The following is a 16,141-nucleotide window of genomic DNA, read 5'->3' on the forward strand; positions in this document are numbered from 1 at the left end:
CTGCCGGGCGCTGGTGTCGTACAGGCGCAGGGGCACAGGAGTCCGTCCAGTGGGGTCGGGGCGGGGCGCGTCGGGCCGGGGGTGGTGTGGAGCCGGGCGCCCCTGTGTGCACAGGGGCGCCCGGAAGCGTCTCGCTCGAAGCGGGTTGCCTACTTGCTGATGTGGCAGCCCTGGGTGCAGACGCTCGTGGTGCAGCCCGCGGCGCTGACGCAGCCCGGGGTGCACAGGGAGATGCTGGTGATGTGGGGGTGCATCTCGCCGGCCTCGGTGTTGACAACCTTGGCGTCGAGGTCGAAGTCAGACATCGCCTTTTCCTTTCGGTACGTACCCGTGCCGGGTCGGCGGTGAGCGGTCGGCCCGGTCACCGAGAAACAGCTTGCCAAGCCCCGTTCACACGCCGATCACACGGATGTCACACGAGAAAAAGGGCATTTTGTCCGTTATGGAGCGAAAGCTGCGGCGCTTTCCTTCGTCGCTTATCGGAGCGCTCTCCGACTGTGAGGTGCGCGATACGGGTTGACCGTGCGGCTTCTTGCGATAGCCTGTAGCAGGATCATGGGGCGCTCGTCGGGGGACGTGGTGGAGGCCTGTATCCGGTATTCCCCCGAGCGCTCTTCGTGAATGTTCACGGGGGAGTTGAGAAATGCGCGATACGGTATTGCCTGACCAAGCAGTGCCGCATTTCGATTTCGGTGCACAACTGCGGGTCGCTCTGCCCGCCGGATCACAGATCAGCGTTCTGGGGCGATTCGAGGTCGACGGCAGACCGGTGACCGGCAGCAAGACGATCGAGTTCATCACCGCGCTTGCGGCGGCCGGCGGGGCCATGAGCCGGGACGGCCTGCACCACCGCATCTACGAACGGGACGTGTCCACCTCGACACTGCCCACCCTGGCGTACCGGGCCCGCAAGCTGGGCATCGCGGTGCGCTATCAGACGCTGGGGCGTCGCTATGTGCTGGACGGGCCGGTCGCGGTGGACGCGCTCACGGTCCTGGCCCTGGTCAAGGCGCGCAGGCCCGCAGACGCGCTGCTGCTGTACCAGGGCCCCTGTCTGCCCGACTGCGACAGCCCGTTCGCGGTCTCGCTGCGCCAGACCGTCGAGGACCGGCTGGTGCGGGCCGTACTGGACTCGGGCGATCAGGAACTGGTCCGGGCGACCAGCCGGCTGATCGACCACTGGGAGCTGGCGGAACCGGCCGCCACCGGCGACGACCCGTTCTCGGCCGTCCTGTCGGACTCCTACCTGCGGAGCATGGGACTGTCCCCGGTGGGCCACTGATGAAGCTCTCGCTGCTCATACCGACGGTTCCCGCGACGGTCGAGCAGGCGGTGCCGTTCGCGCGTCAGGTGGCCCACGACTCCCAGCTCACCCGCCTCTGGCAGGGGCAGAGCTACGGGCTGGAGCCCGCCGCGACCTTCGCCTACCTGGCCGGCGCGGGCCACCGGGTCCCCGTGGGCACCTCGGTCCTCGTCACCCCGCTGCGCCGGCCGGCCCAGGCGGCGCTGGAGGCACGGACACTGGCCGCGGTCACCGGGCATCCGGCCGTCGTCGGCTACGGCCCGGGCAGCCGGGCGGTGCAGCAGGAGAGGCTCGGCGCGGCCTACGACGACCCGGTCGCGGCCAGCGCGGACTTTCTGCGGGCCACCCGGCACTGCCTGGCCCAGCCGTGGGACCCGCCCGTCCCGGACACCGGCGCGGACCACCGGTACCACCATGCGGGCGAGACGCTGCCGCCGGTGGCGCACCCGCGTGTCCAGCTCGCCCTGGGCGTGCTGCGCCGCCGTATGGCCCGGGCCGCGGGCGAGGTCGCCGACGCGGCGATCACCTGGCTGACCCCGGCCGGTTACGTCGGCCGGGTGGTGACACCGGCGGTCGCCGAGGGGGCGGACCGCGCGGGACGGCCCCGGCCGCGCGTCATCGCGGCGGTACCCGTGGCGGTCGCGCGCCGGGGGCGCCGGCCGGAGGCGCTGGCCCACCTGGCCGCCGGCGGACACCTCGTGCTGCCGCACTACGCGGACATGCTGACCCGCGCCGGGGTCGACGTGTCGACGGCCGACCCCGCCGCCGCGGCGGCGGCGCTGGTGGCCGGCGGGGGATTCCTCTACGGCACCGCCTCCGACATCGCCGCGGGCCTCGTGGAATACGCGGCGGCGGGCGTGGACGAGGTGATCCTCAACCTGACCGGTGTGCACTCCTGGTACGGCACGGACGAGACGCTGCTGGACCTCAACGAGATTCTGGCCGCAACGGCCTCACTGCATTGGTGACACATACTCCTCATGAAACATTCTGAATATCGAATATCGGATCACGTGCTGGTCCGGTCGCCCATCCGTGCCACGCATTTCTACCCGGACCGGCCGGCCGATCACGACCCGCTCGACGGAATTCGACTGCTGTGGGCCGACCCGGTCTTCCGGGAGGCGGTGTGCGTAGCCAGCTCCGTTCTCGCGGACCAAGTCGACGCCCTGTTGTCGGCGTCGCCCGAGGAAAACCACAAGAAAGTCCATTCGCTTTACCGGGCCCTGCTGAAATACGCGATCCGTATCTCCACCCGCACCACGCCCTTCGGTGTCTTCGGCGGGAGCGCGGTCGTCGGTCACGGTGCCGAGCCGCTGGTGCTGGGCCGACGCGAGGAGCATCGCAAGCATGCCCGGGTCGGCTTCGCGTACCTCAAGGAACTCGACCACCGGGCCGCCGCCGAACTCGGCGGCCGGCTGCGCGTGGTGGCCAACCCGACCGCGTACCGGACCGGCGACCGTATGGCGGTGCTGGTGAACCCCCGGGCGGCCGAGGGGAAGGTGGACGAGACCTCCAGTGTCCGCTTCACCCCGCCGGTGGCGCACGTCCTCGGCATGGCCCGGCGGCCCGTCACGCTGGCGGCCGTCCGGGAGAGCCTGGCCGAGGCGTTCCCGGACGCCGCCGCCGGCGTACTGGCACGCTTCGTCGACCAGCTCCTCCACCACGGCCTCCTCATCGGCGAGTTGACCCCGTCCGCCTTCGACACCGACCCGCTGGCCCGCTGGATCCGCGCCATCGCGGACGGAGCGGCCGAAGACGGTGATGCCGGCACGGCCGATGACGCGGAGGCCGGGGCGGCGCGCGGGCTGCGGGCGGCACGGGACGCCATCGCCGCCTACCGGGCCACCACCGTCGGTGCGGGCATCCCCGAACTCAGGGCCGTGTACGAGGCGTTGCGGACCGACGACAACGCGGCCCAGGAGCAGCTCCAGGTCGATCTGTCCCTGGCGCTGTCGGGACAGGTGCCCGAGCAGGTCGCGCCCAGGGTCGAGGCCGCGGTGGGCGCGCTGGTGCGCATGTCGCTGCTCTCCTCGCGCCTGCCCGAACTCCAGCGCCACGCCGAGCGGTTCACCGACGTCTTCGGCCGCACCCTCGTACCGCTGCACCGCCTGTTCGACCCCGTGCGGGGCATCGGCGCCCCCGCCGGCTACCCGTCCTCGCCGCACCGGCCGGAGGCGGAGCCGCTCACGGCCGACGAGTCCTTCCTCGCCGGGCGCCGGCTGCGCGCCGAGCTGGTCGACCGGTCCCGGCGGACCGGCACCACCACCGTGACGATCACACCGGCGGACCTCGCCGCGTTCCCGGCCCCGGCCGGGACGCCGCCCACGAGCTACGACGTGTTCTTCCAGCTCGACCAGGGGGCGGACGACGATGTCCGGATCACGCTCTCCCCGGTCGGCGTGGCGGTACCGGCCGGCAAGGCGGGCGGCAGGTTCGCGTACGACGACGCGGCCGTCGAGGCACACGTCCGCGAGGTGATCGGCGCGGACAAGGCCCTGCACCGTGACACGCTGCTGTGCGAGCTGGACTACATCAGCAACCGCTCACGCGTGAACAACGTGGCGGTCGCGCCCAGCATGTACGACGTCCAGCTGAAGGTCACGACGGGCGCCTTCGAGGACACCGACGGCGCTGACGGCACCGACGCCACCGGCGAGGCGGCGACGCCGCGGCGGATCGCGTTCGCCGATCTGCTGGTCGGCGTCGAGGGCAGCCGGTTCCATCTGGTCCACGGGCCCACGGGCCGCCCGGTGGAGATCCGTACGGCGAACCTGGTCAACCCCGAGACCGCCACCTCCGTGGTCCGGTTCCTCCAGGAGATCGCCCTGGACGGCACCGTCCGACCGGCCTGGACCTGGGGCGAGCTGGAGCCGCTGGCGGCCTTCCTGCCGGGCGTGGAGTTCGGCGGCGTGACCCTCTCCTCGCCCCGGTGGCGCCTTCCGGCGCTGACCGGCACCCCCGACGAGCAGGACGAGCGGCTGCTGCGCTGGGCGGCCGAGGCGGGCCTGCCGGACCACGTGTACATCGGGTCGTTCGACAACCGGCTGCTGCTGCACCTGCCCGACCGGATCCACCGCGATCTGCTGCGCCGGGAGGCGGCGGACGGCGCCGAGTACGTCGTGCAGGCTCCCGAGCCGGGCCGGATGGGCATCGTGCGGGACGCCGACGGCCACAGGTACGCGAGCGAGGGCGTCTTCTCGGCCGTCGCCCGCCGCCCGGTCGCCACCGCGCCGCCCGCACCGGCACCGCGCTTCGACACCACGGTCGACTCGGTGCGCACCCTGCCGCCCGGCGAGGAGTGGTGGTACCTGCGCGTCCACGGCGAGCGAGAGCGCCAGAACGAGATCCTCGCCCGACTGGCAGGCGCCGGCGACGACTTCGCGGACCACTGGTTCTACATCCGCTACGCCGACCCCGGCGATCACCTCCGCGTCCGGGTGCGCGCGGACCGGGTGCCCTTCGAGCGGGTCCGTGAGGTGATCGGCGGATGCGTGCGGGACGGGCTCGCCCATCGCTTCTCCGTCGACACCTACGTCCGCGAACTCGAACGCTACGGCGGGGCCCACGCGATGGGGGCCGCGGAGCGGATCTTCTGCACCGAGTCCGCGATCCTGGCCGCCGCCCCGCAGCTGTGCGTGGCCCCCGACCTGCTGCGCGCGGTGCACACGCTGGGGAGCGGGGCGATTGCGGACGCGCCGCTGGGTTCCCTCCTGCGGGACGCGGCCCATCTGATGGGCCAGTACGTGGCGGCCCTGGAGCTGACCGGCGAGGAGACCGACGATCTCCTGCGGCTCGTCAACGACGGCTACCGGTCCGAGTTCTCCGCCGTCGGCCCGGAACTGCGGCGCGCCGTACGCGCGTCGGTGCGCCGGCCGCCCTCCGGGACGGCCCTGGCGGCGGGTCCGTCGCTGCGCGAGTCGCTGCTGCCCGGCGCCCGGGCCCTGACCGACGCGCTCGCCAAGGCGGACACCCCCTGGCGGGCCCGGGTGATGACCCTGCAGAGCCTTCTGCACATGTTCGCCAACCGGATGGGCCTGCCCCGGCACCGCGAGTACCAAGCGCTCTTTCTCCTCGACGCCGTCCGGCGCGCCGAGGCCCACAGGGAAGGACATTCCGGCCGTGACCGTGCATGACGCGACACAGGTGACAGCGGCACCGCTCGACGAGCGGGCGAGGAGGAACGCGGTGGACACCGGCTGGGAGATCCTGGACCGGATGCGCGACTACCGCGGCGACCTCGCGGACCTCAGGGTCCCGGATCCGTTCACGGGGGAGCCGGTCGCCGCGTGGCATCCGCTCGGCACCGATCCGGGCGACCTCGGCATGGCCCTCGTGTACGCGGCCGCGGACGAACTGTGCCCCGACGACGGCTGGGACCGCCCGGCCTTCGAGCACGCCAAGCGCGTCGTGGAGACGTACGTTCACACGGCGGACCTCGGGATCGGGCTGTTCAGCGGGTCGGCGGGCGTCGCCTACGCGCTGCGCGCCCTCTCCCGGGGCGGCACGCGCTACCGGCAGGCCCTGCACGACGTGGAGGCCGCCCTGCTCGCCCGGACCGAGGACCGGCTCGCCGCGCTGCCGCTCTCCGGCGGCCTGGCGAGCGCGGACTACGACGTGATCTCGGGGCTCGCCGGCACCGGCATGTACCTGCTCGCGGCCGGCGACGCCGACGACCGGCGGCGCGAGGTCGTCGACCGCGTCGTGGACCACCTGTGCCGGCTGGTCCTGGTGCCGCCGCCGCTGGGGCTGTGGACCCCCTCCGCGAAGATCACCGAGACGGAGCGGCGCAACTCGCCCCATCTGCACGGGGGTTACCTCAATCTCGGCTTCGCCCACGGCATATCCGGGGTGGCCTCCCTGCTGGGCACGGCGGCGGCCCGCGGCCCGGTGCCGCCGACGCTGCGGCAGGCGGTGCTCGTCCTGGGCGAGCTGATCACCTGCTCCCTCGTGGACACGGCGTACGGCCCCGATCTGCCCTACTTCAAACTGCCCCCGGACCGACTGCGCGGGCAGCAGGGGCTGGCCCGGTCGGCGTGGTGCTACGGCAATCTCGGCGGGGCGCTCGCGCTGGCGCACTGCGCGAGCGTGGACCCGCGCTTCCTCGACACCGCCATCCGCCTGCTGGAGTCCGTCGAGCGGCGTCCGGTCGAGCTGCGGCACATCGACAACCCCTCCCTGTGCCACGGGATCGCCGGCCGGCTCACCGTCCAGCGGCACGTCGCCACGGTCGCCGCGTCGTACGGACGGCAGTGGACCGGCCCGGCGCGGGAGGCGCTCGACCGGCTGCTGGAGATGGCCGATCCGCGCGCCGTGTTCGGCCTGCGCAACGACAACGTGCCGGGCGCGCAGACCGACTCGCCCGGCTTCCTGACCGGTTCGGGCGGTGCCGCCGTCGCGCTGATCTCGCTGGGCCGGGACCGCGTCACCACGGCGGAGGCCATGCTGTGCGGAGGCCGGGCATGCTGAGCGTGCGGCGGGTCTCGATGACGTACCGCAAGGCCTCCGGCCCCGTCTTCGACGAAGTGGACTTCACCGTCCCCGAGGGGCACCTCGTGCCGTTGCTCGGAGCCAACGGGGCGGGGAAGACCACCCTGTTGAGGGTCCTGTGCGGGCTGGTCGTGCCCACCACGGGCACGGTGCTCGTCGCGGGCCGGGACGTCGTGCGCCGCCCGGCGGCGGCGCGGGCGCACCTCGGTGTCTCCCTGTATCCGGAGCGCAGCTTCTACTTCCGGCTCACCTGCGCCCAGAACCTTCGCTACTACGCCTCGCTGCGCAGCCTGTTCGGCGCCCGCGCCAAGAGCGAGGTGGCGGAGGTCCTGGACCGCGTGGGCCTCGCGGAGCAGGCCGACACCCCGTTCATGCGGCTGTCCCTGGGGCAGCGCAAACGGCTCGGCCTGGCCCGCGCGCTGCTGGGCCGCCCGTCGCTGCTGCTGCTCGACGAACCCACGGCGAACCTGGACAGCGCGAACGTGGCGCGGTTCCACGCGATCCTCGCCGGCCATGCCGCGCAGGGCGGCAGCGCCCTGTTCTCCACCCACAGCGAGGAGGACCTGGCCACGGCCACGGAACGGCCGCTGCGGATCGAGGCGGGCCGGGTCGTGCCCGTCCCGGCCCTGCCCTCACCCGGCCCGGCGACACTCCAGGAGGCGCGATGAACGTCGCGATGAACGTCGTACGACAGTTCGGATTCCATATGCTGCGGATCTACTGGGAGCGCCGCTCCTACCGGACCGCGATCGCCCTGGGCACCGTCACGTCCCTGGTGTCCCTGGTCCAGTTCCTCATCATGGGCGAGTTCCTCCAGTCGGGGAACACCTTCGAGGGCATCCAGGGGTACGGCGGCAACATCATCAGCTTCCTGATGTCCGGCTCGGTGTTCACCGGGTTCGTCGCGGTCAGCCTGGGGGCCTTCAGCAATCACCTGGAGATCGAGCAGCGCACCGGCACCCTGGAATCCGTGGTCGTGATGCCGGTGCCGCTGACCCGGGTCATGCTGTTCTCCGGCGTCGGCGGCCTGATCGGCACCGCGCTCGGTTCCGTGGCCATGTTCGGCGTGTTCGGGGCGGTCTTCGACATCCCCGTCTCGGTGAACCTGCTGGCGACGGTCGCCGTCCTGGCCCTGCTGGTGGTCACCCTGGGCAGTTTCGGGCTGGCCGGCTGCGGGGTGCTGCTCATCACCAAGAAGGGCGACCCGGTGCGCTGGGGCATCACGACCCTGACGACGCTGCTCTCCGGTGTCATGTATCCGGTGACGTTCCTGCCGGGCTGGCTGCAGGCGGTCGCGCGCGCGATGCCCACCACCCAGGCGCTGGACGGCATACGCAAGTCCCTGCTGGTCGACGCCGACCTGTCGCAGGTGGCTCCGTCGCTGGCCCATATGGCCCTGTGGGCGGCCGTGATGCTGCCCGTCGGCGTGGCCACCTTCGCCGCCGGGATGTCCCGGGCCCGGCGCGAGGGCTCGCTCGGAGAGTACTGAAACGGCGTGCGCGGAGCGGGAGTTCGGGAAGCCCTGTCGACCGGAGGAGCGAACTGCTATGATCTGTAGCATGTCATCGGGTCGGGAGTCGGCGGAGCGGGAGCCGGGGCGTCAGGGGCTGGCGGCTCACTTCGGGTCGCTGGAGCTGGCGATCCTCAATGTCATGTGGGCGAAGGGCGAGACGGACGTCGCCGGCTGCGCCCGCGACCTCGACAGCGGCCAGGCGTACACGACCGTGAAGACGGTGATGGAGCGCCTCGTGGTCAAGGGCCTGCTCGACCGGCGCAAGGAAGGCCGGCAGTACGTCTACTGGCCGCGGCAGACCCGCCGCGAGGTCGAGCAGCGCGTGGCGGCCGAGCAGGTGCGCCAGGTGGTGGACGGCTTCGGCGATCTCGCCGTGGCGAACTTCGTCCGGGCCGTGAGCGGCGATGCCAAGCAACTCGCCCACGTGCGCGCGCTGTTGGCCGGCATCGCCGACCCGCCCGCGGGTTCCGGCGGCACGGCACGGCCGCCGGAGGGGGCCGCATGAACATGAGCTGGCTGGGCTATCCGCAGGTGATGCTCGCCGCATGGTGCCCCGCGGTCACCGTCGGTCTGTGGCATCTGCTGCGCCGCCTGACCGTGCGGCTGCCCGCGCGCGAGCGGTTCGTCCTCGCCGTGGGGACGGCCCTGACGCCGCTGCTGGCCATGGCCGTTCCCTACCTGCCGCACAGCCCGCTGCGCGATGCGCTGCCCTGGCGGGCGCCGATCGCCTGGGGCATCAGCAACGGCATCACGAACGCCGACCCCGCCCAGGTCCTGTCGGCCGTCGGCGCGCAGCTGATGCTGGCTGCCTCGATCGTGCCGCTGGTGTCCCTGGCGGTGTCGTTCGCGGCCGGGGCCGTGCATGTGGTGCGCACCGCGCGCACGGTCACACTGCTGGCTCCCCGCCAGTGCGGCGACGTCTGGATCGTCGACGACCTCGCCGACGGCATCGGGGGTGACGCGGGGCAGGCCGCGCGGAACCTGGCGAGCACCGTCGGCCTGGCGCGGCCCCGGATCGTCCTCTCCGCCACCGTGGCGGAGTCCGCCGAGGCGTCGGCGATCATCCGGCACGAGCGGGCCCACGCCCGGGCGCGCCACCCCCTGTGGATCTTCCTCGCCACCTGCGCCCTGCGCTCGTGGTGGTGGATTCCCGGGCGCAAGGCGATCCTCGGCGAGACGCGGCTCGCCGCGGAGCTGTGGGCCGACCAGGACGCCCGCGCGGCCGACGGGGCCGCGGCCGTGGCGCGGGCCCTGTGCGCACAGATCGACGCCCATGCCCGGCCGGCCGGACCCGACCTCGCGCTCGCCGGGGGCGGCATCGGCTTCCTCGACCCCGGTGTCGAACTCGCCCATCGCGCCCAGGCGTTGGCCGACCCGCCCAGAGTGCTGCGGGCCTGGCAGTCCTGGACCGTCCGCACGCTGATCGTGGCGGCCGTCGGCGCCGCCGCGGTCCTTCTCTGAGCTTCCGGGTAGCGGGGGTCTCCCCCTTCACGCCCGTACACCCCGTACATCCGTATACGTCCGTGCCTGCGATCGACCTCTCCTGAGGGCGGGCACATCTCTGTCCAGAAATGCTACGCCGTGTAGCAGAAGGGAGTGTCATGACAGCGGTGACACCGGTGATCGAGACGCGGGGCCTGTCCAAGGTCTTCCGCCGCCAGGCCGCCGTCGACGCGGTCGACCTCGTCGTACGGCCCGGCAGGATCTACGGCCTGCTCGGCCCCAACGGCGCGGGCAAGTCGACCACGCTGAAGATGATCCTGGGCCTGCTCCCGCCCACCAGGGGAGAGGTGCGGCTGTTCGGCCGGCCGTGGGAGCGGCCGGCCCTGTCCCGCATCGGCGCGAGCATCAACGGCCCCAGTTTCTACGGCCACTTGTCCGCCCGGCAGAACCTGATGATCCACGCCCAGCTGCTCGGACTGCCCGAGACGGAGGTCGACCGGACCCTGGACACGGTCGAACTGAACGGCACCGACCGCAAGAAGGCGAAGAGCTTCTCCACCGGCATGAAGGGCCGCCTGGCGCTGGCCATCGCCATGCTGGGCAACCCGGACCTGCTCGTCCTCGACGAACCGCAGAACGGCCTCGACCCCGAGGGCATCGCCGCGCTGCGGGCCATGATGCGCGGCTTCACCGACACCGGCCGCACCATCGTGCTCTCCAGTCACCTGCTGGGCGAGGTCGCCTCGGTCGCCGACGACATCGGCCTGATCGCCCAGGGGCGCCTGCGCTACCAGGGCAGCCTCACCGACCTGGCGCCGGACGGGGACCTCGAACGCGCCTACTTCACGCTGGCCGGCTCCCCCGGCGGGACCCGGGCGGTGGCCCCGTGACCGCGGACGCGCCCATGACCCCGCTCGTCGGCCTGACCGCGACCCTGCGCGCCGAGTTCGCCGTGTGGCGGCGCAGTGCCGTGGCCCGTCTGCCCCTGGGCGGCGTGGCGTTCGGGCTGGCCGACAGCGCGATGTTCCTCGCCACCGGCTCCGGCAAGACCTGGAAGGACGTCCTCGGCTACCAGAACCTGTGGGCGATGTTCGTCGGCCCGATGCTCACCGTGCTGCTGGCGGTCACCGCGGCCCGCATCGACCGCGGCGCCCGGGGCGGCGGGACCTGGTACCGGCCCGTCCCGCCCGCTTACCGGCACCTGAGCCGGTTCACCGCCCTCGGCGTACGCTCCCTGCTGCTCAACGTGCTCGGCGCCGGCACCCCCCTGCTGCTGCTCGGCCTGCTGTCCAGCGCCCAGCGGGTCCCCGCCGACCGCGCGGCCGAGGCCGTCCTGGTCCCCTGGATCTCCCAACTCGGTCTGCTCGCACTGACGTTGTGGCTGGCGCGCCGGCTGCACGCCGGGGCGGCCCTCGCCGCCGGGTTCGTCTGGACGGTGCTGGGGGTGGTCGAGGCCGAGTCCGCCGCCTGGGCGGTGCTGCCGTTCACCTGGCTCGACCGCGGAGCCCTGCCGGTGCTCGGCACGCACGCCAACGGCGTCGCCCTGGAGACCCACTCCGCGCTGGCCGGCGCCTCCCCCTGGCCGCCCGCCCTGCTCGGCGCGCTGCTCGCGATCCCGTTCCTGCTGCTGCCGCGGCTGAGCCTGTCCGGCACCCGAACCGCCAAGCACCGTACGTCAGTTGAGCGGCCGGCGTTCTCGCCCGGCGCCACCGCGATCCTGAACACCGTGACGGAACCCGCCCCACGCCCCGCACCGGCCCAGCCCCGACTGCTCGGCGCCGCGCTCGGGATGCTCCGCGGCACCGCACTGACCTGGCTGTGCCCCGGCGCCGTCGCGCTGGTCGCCCTGTGGCTGTCCTGGCACGACCCGGAGACCAGCATCCAGCTGTTCACGCTGCTGATACTGCCCATCGGCACCCTGGTGCTGGGCCTGACGGTGTGGAGCGTCGCCGCACAGGGCTGGCGGGCGGTCGCCTCCCGCGCCACCGGCACCACCGGTCCCGCGCTCGCGCTCACGGCCGTCACGGTCGCCATCGCCGTGGCCGTGTCGCTGATCACCGCCCTCCTCTACCTGACGGCCGGCATCCCGGCCGGCCACGCCTGGCCCCTCGCGCTCACCAGCGCGACGGTCGGCGCGATGCTCACCACGCTCACCCTCTGGCTGGCGATCCGTACCTCGCAGGCCGTCGCGGCGGTCGTCGGGATCATCGGCATCCTCTTCGGCGTGCTCGTCGGCGGGACCTCCATGCAGCAGACGCTGTGGCCGCTGATCCCCTACTCGTGGGCCAACTACCTGGACCTGCACCGGATGTCGTTGACGCTCCCGGTGAGCCTCGCCGCCCTCGCCCTGTTCACCTACGGCATCACCCACGCGACCCGAAAGGCAGCGGAACACTCATGACCACCCGCATGCGTGCGCGCACCCCCCGAGTCGGCGTCCTGCTCGCGACGACGGCTGCGCTGGCCCTCCCCCTGGCCCTGTCCGGCTGCTCCTCCCAGGAGGGCGACGCCCTCACCAAATGGCCGGACGCGACGAAGAACCCGCAGCACATCACCGCCGACCAGCTCGGCTCCGCCTGGCCCGTGACCCCCTCCTCGGGCGACGTCCGCTGCGACACGACCCCCTACAGCGGCTTCGCCATCACCTTCACCGCACCCGACGGCAAGGTCTACGCCCTCAACAACGTCGCCCACGACGAACTGCACCACCCCAGCGCCGACACGATCAAGAAGCCCTCCTCCAAGACCATGTGGCGCCTGCGCTCCTTCGGCATGCAGGTCTGCAGCGTCTACCGCGCCCAGCACATGAACCAGACCCCGACCCCGCACAAGACCCCATGACTACGCTTGACCACTGATCACGGACATGCAGGAAGGGCCTGATCCCCCGTCAGGATCAGGCCCTTGCCCGGCACTACGGCGTCGGGGTGACGGGCCCGGACCCGGTTCGCCGTCCGTACGGGCGCGATCGTCCTCGCGCCCGCCACCTGTGCCACGCGGACCGGGGCCGCCACGGCGGCTTCAGCCGCCCGAGCAGCGGACGGCGCGCGGGGACTGTTCCTGCAGAGCCCGACCTCCGGTGCCGACCTGGGCAGCGCGGCGGGGCAGCCGAAGGCGGCCGCCACGTTCCTGGCCGGGGCCGAGCGACAGGTGGGCTCCCGACCGGAACTGCCGGCGGCGTCGTGGAACGCGGGCGTCGGGGCGGTGAAGCAGTGCGGCGGAGTCCCCCCGTACCGGGAGACGCGCGATTTCGTGGCCCGCGTGATGACCGACTACCGGGCCCTCACCCGCTGGCCTCGCGCTTTCACGCGGCAGCGCGCCGACGTTGACCAGGGTGACGCCGTGCGTGCGCGGCGCGACCGGTCCCCCGGGCCTTGCTGAGGTGCTGGGCGAGCCACTCCACCCGCGCAGGGGGATCACCCGGCGACAGCCCGAGCAGCAGCACGACAGCTCGTCACTGTTCTCCTGGTCGCTCACAGCGGTCGGGCGACCACAGAGAGGGTCTGCCGGAAGCGACTCCGGCCCGTGATCACACAGGGTGCCGATGGCCCCCTGTGTGGCCCCCGAGCACGTCAAAGGCCACATACCAATCTTGGTATGTGGCCTCTGACCAGCGTCGGGGTGGCGGGATTTGAACCCACGACCTCTTCGTCCCGAATGAGGTTCGATCAAGGTCGGCACCTGTGTGTGTGGATAAACGCGCAGGTCAGAGCCTTGGCCTGGGTTGGTGTGGCGCGGGCCCGCGTGGCCTCTAGGAGAAGATCATCTCCCAGATTTCTCCCAGAGTGGGCGGGGCCTGGTGTGCTGCGTCGAGCTCTGGTCGCATTGCGTGAGCAAGTTTGCAGGCGATGGAGAAGGGCCAGGTCAGCTGTGTCGTGGGTCGCAGGTTCACCGTGCGGCGCCAAGGCAATGGCCAGCAGCATGAGGGGCGATGAGGGCTGATTGGTGTGTCCGGCCGTTTGAAATACCACGTCTCACCGGATCAGGCGACGGCGGGACGTGGGGAGCCGCGGAAAACTTGGCTGGTGTGCCAGGAGCGGTGAGCCGCCGCGATGGACCGGGCGCCGGGCTGAGGACCTATGAGCGGGCGGCCCGCGAGCGCTATGACATGCTCGCGGGCCGCCTTGCTGCGACCGACGAAGCCCTGCGAGACCAGGATGCGGTGGCCGTCACCTATGCCGAGGACGCCCTTGTCGAAGAGCTTGTGGTGAAGCGAGCACAGGCACAAGCCGTTGTCCACGTCGTCCGGGCCGTCAAACGCCCACCAGCGCACGTGCGCGGCCTCCAGCCCGACAGGCGCCGTGCCGATCATGCCGTCGTAGCCGCAGAAGGCGCAGTGGTACTCGTACGCGGTCAGCACCATCTCCCGCATCCGCCGGTCCCGCTGCCGCCTCTCAGGCGCTGCCAGAGCGGCTGTCTCTGCCAGTTCCAGTTCCAGGCCCACCGCATCGCACAGGTCCTCATGCAGCGACGGCGGAAAGTGCAGATCCAGCAGCACCCTTGCCATGCGGCCCAGCAGCGACGGTTCCCGCCGGAGCGCCAACCGAAGGTCCGGGGCCAGCCGCCCGGTGGCACGACTGGCCCGCAGTTCTCGCACCCCGGTGCCGGGGCTGCCGACGCCGTGATCGGTCCGCACTTCCCACACCTCGTCGCTGACCAGGTGGTGGAAGGGATAGGCGGGCGTGGTCTCGCGCGGCGGACCGTACTCCGCCAGCAGTCGCTTCAGGTCCGCCTCTACCGCGCTGTACGGCAACTCGTCCTCGGCATCCACCTGAAAGCGGCCCAGCGCGTACAGCAGCAGCAACGGCTTGTGCGGCGCCCGCACCCCGTTCCGGCTCCACTGCCTCAGCTTCGCGGCGCGCTCCAGCCAATCCATGACGGTGATCGTAGTGGCGCCTCGCTGCACATCATGTTGTCTGGGCTGTGGCCTGTTCTGGCCTGGGATTTCATGATGTCTGGCGCGGCTTCGCGGGCTGACTTCGCACCGCTGTTCACCGTGGTTGTCCGGTCTTCTGGGCACGCTTTGGGCACGATCCCGCACGGGGACACCACGAGGACGTTGTGCGGCGCCTCCACAGGTCCGACGCGGCGCTGGACCTTATGGTGCCTGATCGCGCCGGCACACCGCCTTGCAGCTGCACACCTCTTTGACAGCTTCCGTGGCTCAACGCCGCTTCCCAGGCTCATGTGTCCGGCACGTGCTCTCGAGGCTCGGGTGGTTGCGGTAGCCGCGTGGGCGCCAGGGCGAGGAGGGCCACGTCGTCGTCGATGGTGGGAGCGTACGCGGAGAGGTCCTGCCAGAGCGCGGTGACGAGGTGTGTGGGGGCGCCGGCTGTCACGCGGTCGGCGAGTGGGTAGAAGGCGCCTGTCGCGTCGCGAGCCTCCGTCACCCCGTCGGTGTGGGCGAGCAGGACGTCGTCGGGCCGCAAGGGGATGGTCTCGGTGCGGGCCAGAGAGGTCAGGCCGAGGCCGAGGGGCGGGGCGTGGTCGACGGGGAGTTCCTCGGCTGAGCCGCCACGGATCAGCAGGGGCGCCGGGTGGCCGCAGGAGACGACGTGAAGGGCGGAGGCGTCGGGGGTGAACTCCAGCAGGACGGCGGTGGCGAAGAGTTCTCCTCCGTCTGGGCCGGCGGCGCCGCGGGCGGCGTCGAGCGTGAGTCGGCGGTCCAGCCGGTCGGCCACGGCGGTCAGGGTAGGTTCGTCCAGGACGGCCTCACGGAAGGTGCCGAGCAGGCCGGCCACCGTCTTGACGGCGGCGATGCCGTGGCCCTGGACGTCCGCGACGATGGCGCGCACGCCGTGGGGTGTGTCCTGGACGTCGTAGAGGTCGCCGCCGACGAGCGTGCCGCTCTGGGCGGCCCGGTAGAGCGCGGCGCAACGGACAGGCCCGACTGTCGCAGGCGGGGGTTCCAGTACGGCCCGCTGGGCGGCCTCGGCCACGGAGCGGGCGGTGACGAGCTGAACGTCACGGCGGGTGCGTCCGAGCGCGATCAGCACGCTGAGCACGCAGAGCAGGATCGCGGTGATCCTGCTCGCCACCGAGTGGTGGACGGTGACCAGCGGTGTGTTGACCAGGACCAGTACGACGGCCGAGATCGCGGTGGTGGTGAGGGGGCCGTAGGCGAGGGCGGCCAGGGGCGGCACCGCCGCCAGCAGGGAGCCGACGTCCACGTCTCTCGGAGGGATCACCTGGGCGAGCACCAGGAAGACGAGCAGTGCCAGGGGCAGGGCTCGTAGCCACCACGGGCGGGGTGGAGCGCCGCTCGGCCGGCCGGTGTCCTCGCCGGTCATGGTGGTGCTCCTCGAGGGCTCGGGATGGGCTGTGCACCAGTGTGCGCCGGTTTGCGCGGACGTGCCGTTCGGTCGTACGGCGGGTGGTCCGGGCGGGGACGG

At 72.1% G+C, this 16,141-nt stretch carries 14 protein-coding genes; 11 read left to right on the forward strand and 3 right to left on the reverse strand.

The features are described from left to right. Positions 1 to 149: 149 nt before the first annotated feature. Entirely contained in the window at positions 150 to 305 is a 156-nt protein-coding gene (locus BIV23_RS46820) for a gallidermin/nisin family lantibiotic (protein WP_079173389.1), read from the reverse strand. Between the two features lie 464 nt (positions 306 to 769). On the opposite strand from BIV23_RS46820, the gene BIV23_RS26845 reads away from it, so the two are divergent. From BIV23_RS26845 to BIV23_RS26895, 11 genes are all read left to right on the forward strand, one after another. Beyond that, a complete protein-coding gene (locus BIV23_RS26845) occupies positions 770 to 1,282 on the forward strand; it encodes a hypothetical protein (protein ID WP_079176689.1) in 513 nt (170 codons plus the stop codon). Further along, entirely contained in the window at positions 1,282 to 2,271 is a 990-nt protein-coding gene (locus BIV23_RS26850; RefSeq protein WP_071383548.1) for an LLM class flavin-dependent oxidoreductase, read from the forward strand. Before BIV23_RS26845 ends, BIV23_RS26850 begins: the two co-directional genes overlap by 1 nt. A 12-nt stretch (positions 2,272 to 2,283) precedes the next feature. Beyond that, on the forward strand, positions 2,284 to 5,439 hold the full coding sequence (locus BIV23_RS26855; protein ID WP_079173391.1) for a lantibiotic dehydratase: 3,156 nt from the start codon (positions 2,284 to 2,286) through the stop codon (positions 5,437 to 5,439). Continuing rightward, positions 5,426 to 6,772, forward strand: a complete 1,347-nt coding sequence (locus tag BIV23_RS26860) for a lanthionine synthetase C family protein (RefSeq protein ID WP_143079121.1) — start codon at positions 5,426 to 5,428, stop codon at positions 6,770 to 6,772. The genes BIV23_RS26855 and BIV23_RS26860 overlap by 14 nt, the downstream gene beginning before the upstream one ends. Next, positions 6,766 to 7,461: a heme ABC exporter ATP-binding protein CcmA gene (gene ccmA, locus BIV23_RS26865; RefSeq protein ID WP_071383551.1), complete on the forward strand. Its 696-nt coding sequence runs from the start codon at positions 6,766 to 6,768 to the stop codon at positions 7,459 to 7,461. The genes BIV23_RS26860 and ccmA overlap by 7 nt, the downstream gene beginning before the upstream one ends. Then, a complete protein-coding gene (locus BIV23_RS26870) occupies positions 7,458 to 8,282 on the forward strand; it encodes an ABC transporter permease (protein ID WP_071383552.1) in 825 nt (274 codons plus the stop codon). The genes ccmA and BIV23_RS26870 overlap by 4 nt, the downstream gene beginning before the upstream one ends. 70 nt (positions 8,283 to 8,352) lie before the next feature. Next, positions 8,353 to 8,811 carry a BlaI/MecI/CopY family transcriptional regulator gene (locus tag BIV23_RS26875; protein WP_071383553.1) on the forward strand — a complete coding sequence of 153 codons (459 nt, stop codon included), beginning with the start codon at positions 8,353 to 8,355 and terminating at the stop codon, positions 8,809 to 8,811. Continuing rightward, entirely contained in the window at positions 8,808 to 9,767 is a 960-nt protein-coding gene (locus BIV23_RS26880) for a M48 family metalloprotease (protein ID WP_071383554.1), read from the forward strand. The genes BIV23_RS26875 and BIV23_RS26880 overlap by 4 nt, the downstream gene beginning before the upstream one ends. Before the next feature lie 140 nt (positions 9,768 to 9,907). Next, positions 9,908 to 10,639, forward strand: coding sequence for an ATP-binding cassette domain-containing protein (locus BIV23_RS26885; protein WP_071383555.1), 732 nt, complete (start codon positions 9,908 to 9,910; stop codon positions 10,637 to 10,639). Continuing rightward, the gene (locus BIV23_RS26890) at positions 10,636 to 12,150 is read left to right on the forward strand and encodes an ABC-2 family transporter permease (protein WP_071383556.1); all 1,515 of its coding nucleotides are present in this window, start codon (positions 10,636 to 10,638) and stop codon (positions 12,148 to 12,150) included. Before BIV23_RS26885 ends, BIV23_RS26890 begins: the two co-directional genes overlap by 4 nt. Continuing rightward, the gene (locus BIV23_RS26895; protein ID WP_071383557.1) at positions 12,147 to 12,590 is read left to right on the forward strand and encodes a hypothetical protein; all 444 of its coding nucleotides are present in this window, start codon (positions 12,147 to 12,149) and stop codon (positions 12,588 to 12,590) included. Before BIV23_RS26890 ends, BIV23_RS26895 begins: the two co-directional genes overlap by 4 nt. Before the next feature lie 1,141 nt (positions 12,591 to 13,731). Here the strand turns inward: BIV23_RS26895 and BIV23_RS26900 are convergent. Both BIV23_RS26900 and BIV23_RS26905 read right to left on the reverse strand, forming a co-directional pair. Then, on the reverse strand, positions 13,732 to 14,625 hold the full coding sequence (locus BIV23_RS26900; RefSeq protein WP_071383683.1) for a phosphorothioated DNA-binding restriction endonuclease: 894 nt from the start codon (positions 14,623 to 14,625) through the stop codon (positions 13,732 to 13,734). 307 nt (positions 14,626 to 14,932) lie between these two features. Beyond that, positions 14,933 to 16,039 carry a PP2C family protein-serine/threonine phosphatase gene (locus BIV23_RS26905; protein WP_071383558.1) on the reverse strand — a complete coding sequence of 369 codons (1,107 nt, stop codon included), beginning with the start codon at positions 16,037 to 16,039 and terminating at the stop codon, positions 14,933 to 14,935. Positions 16,040 to 16,141: the final 102 nt, after the last annotated feature.

The organism is Streptomyces monashensis (assembly GCF_001866665.1).
In the GTDB taxonomy this organism is placed as follows: domain Bacteria; phylum Actinomycetota; class Actinomycetes; order Streptomycetales; family Streptomycetaceae; genus Streptomyces; species Streptomyces monashensis.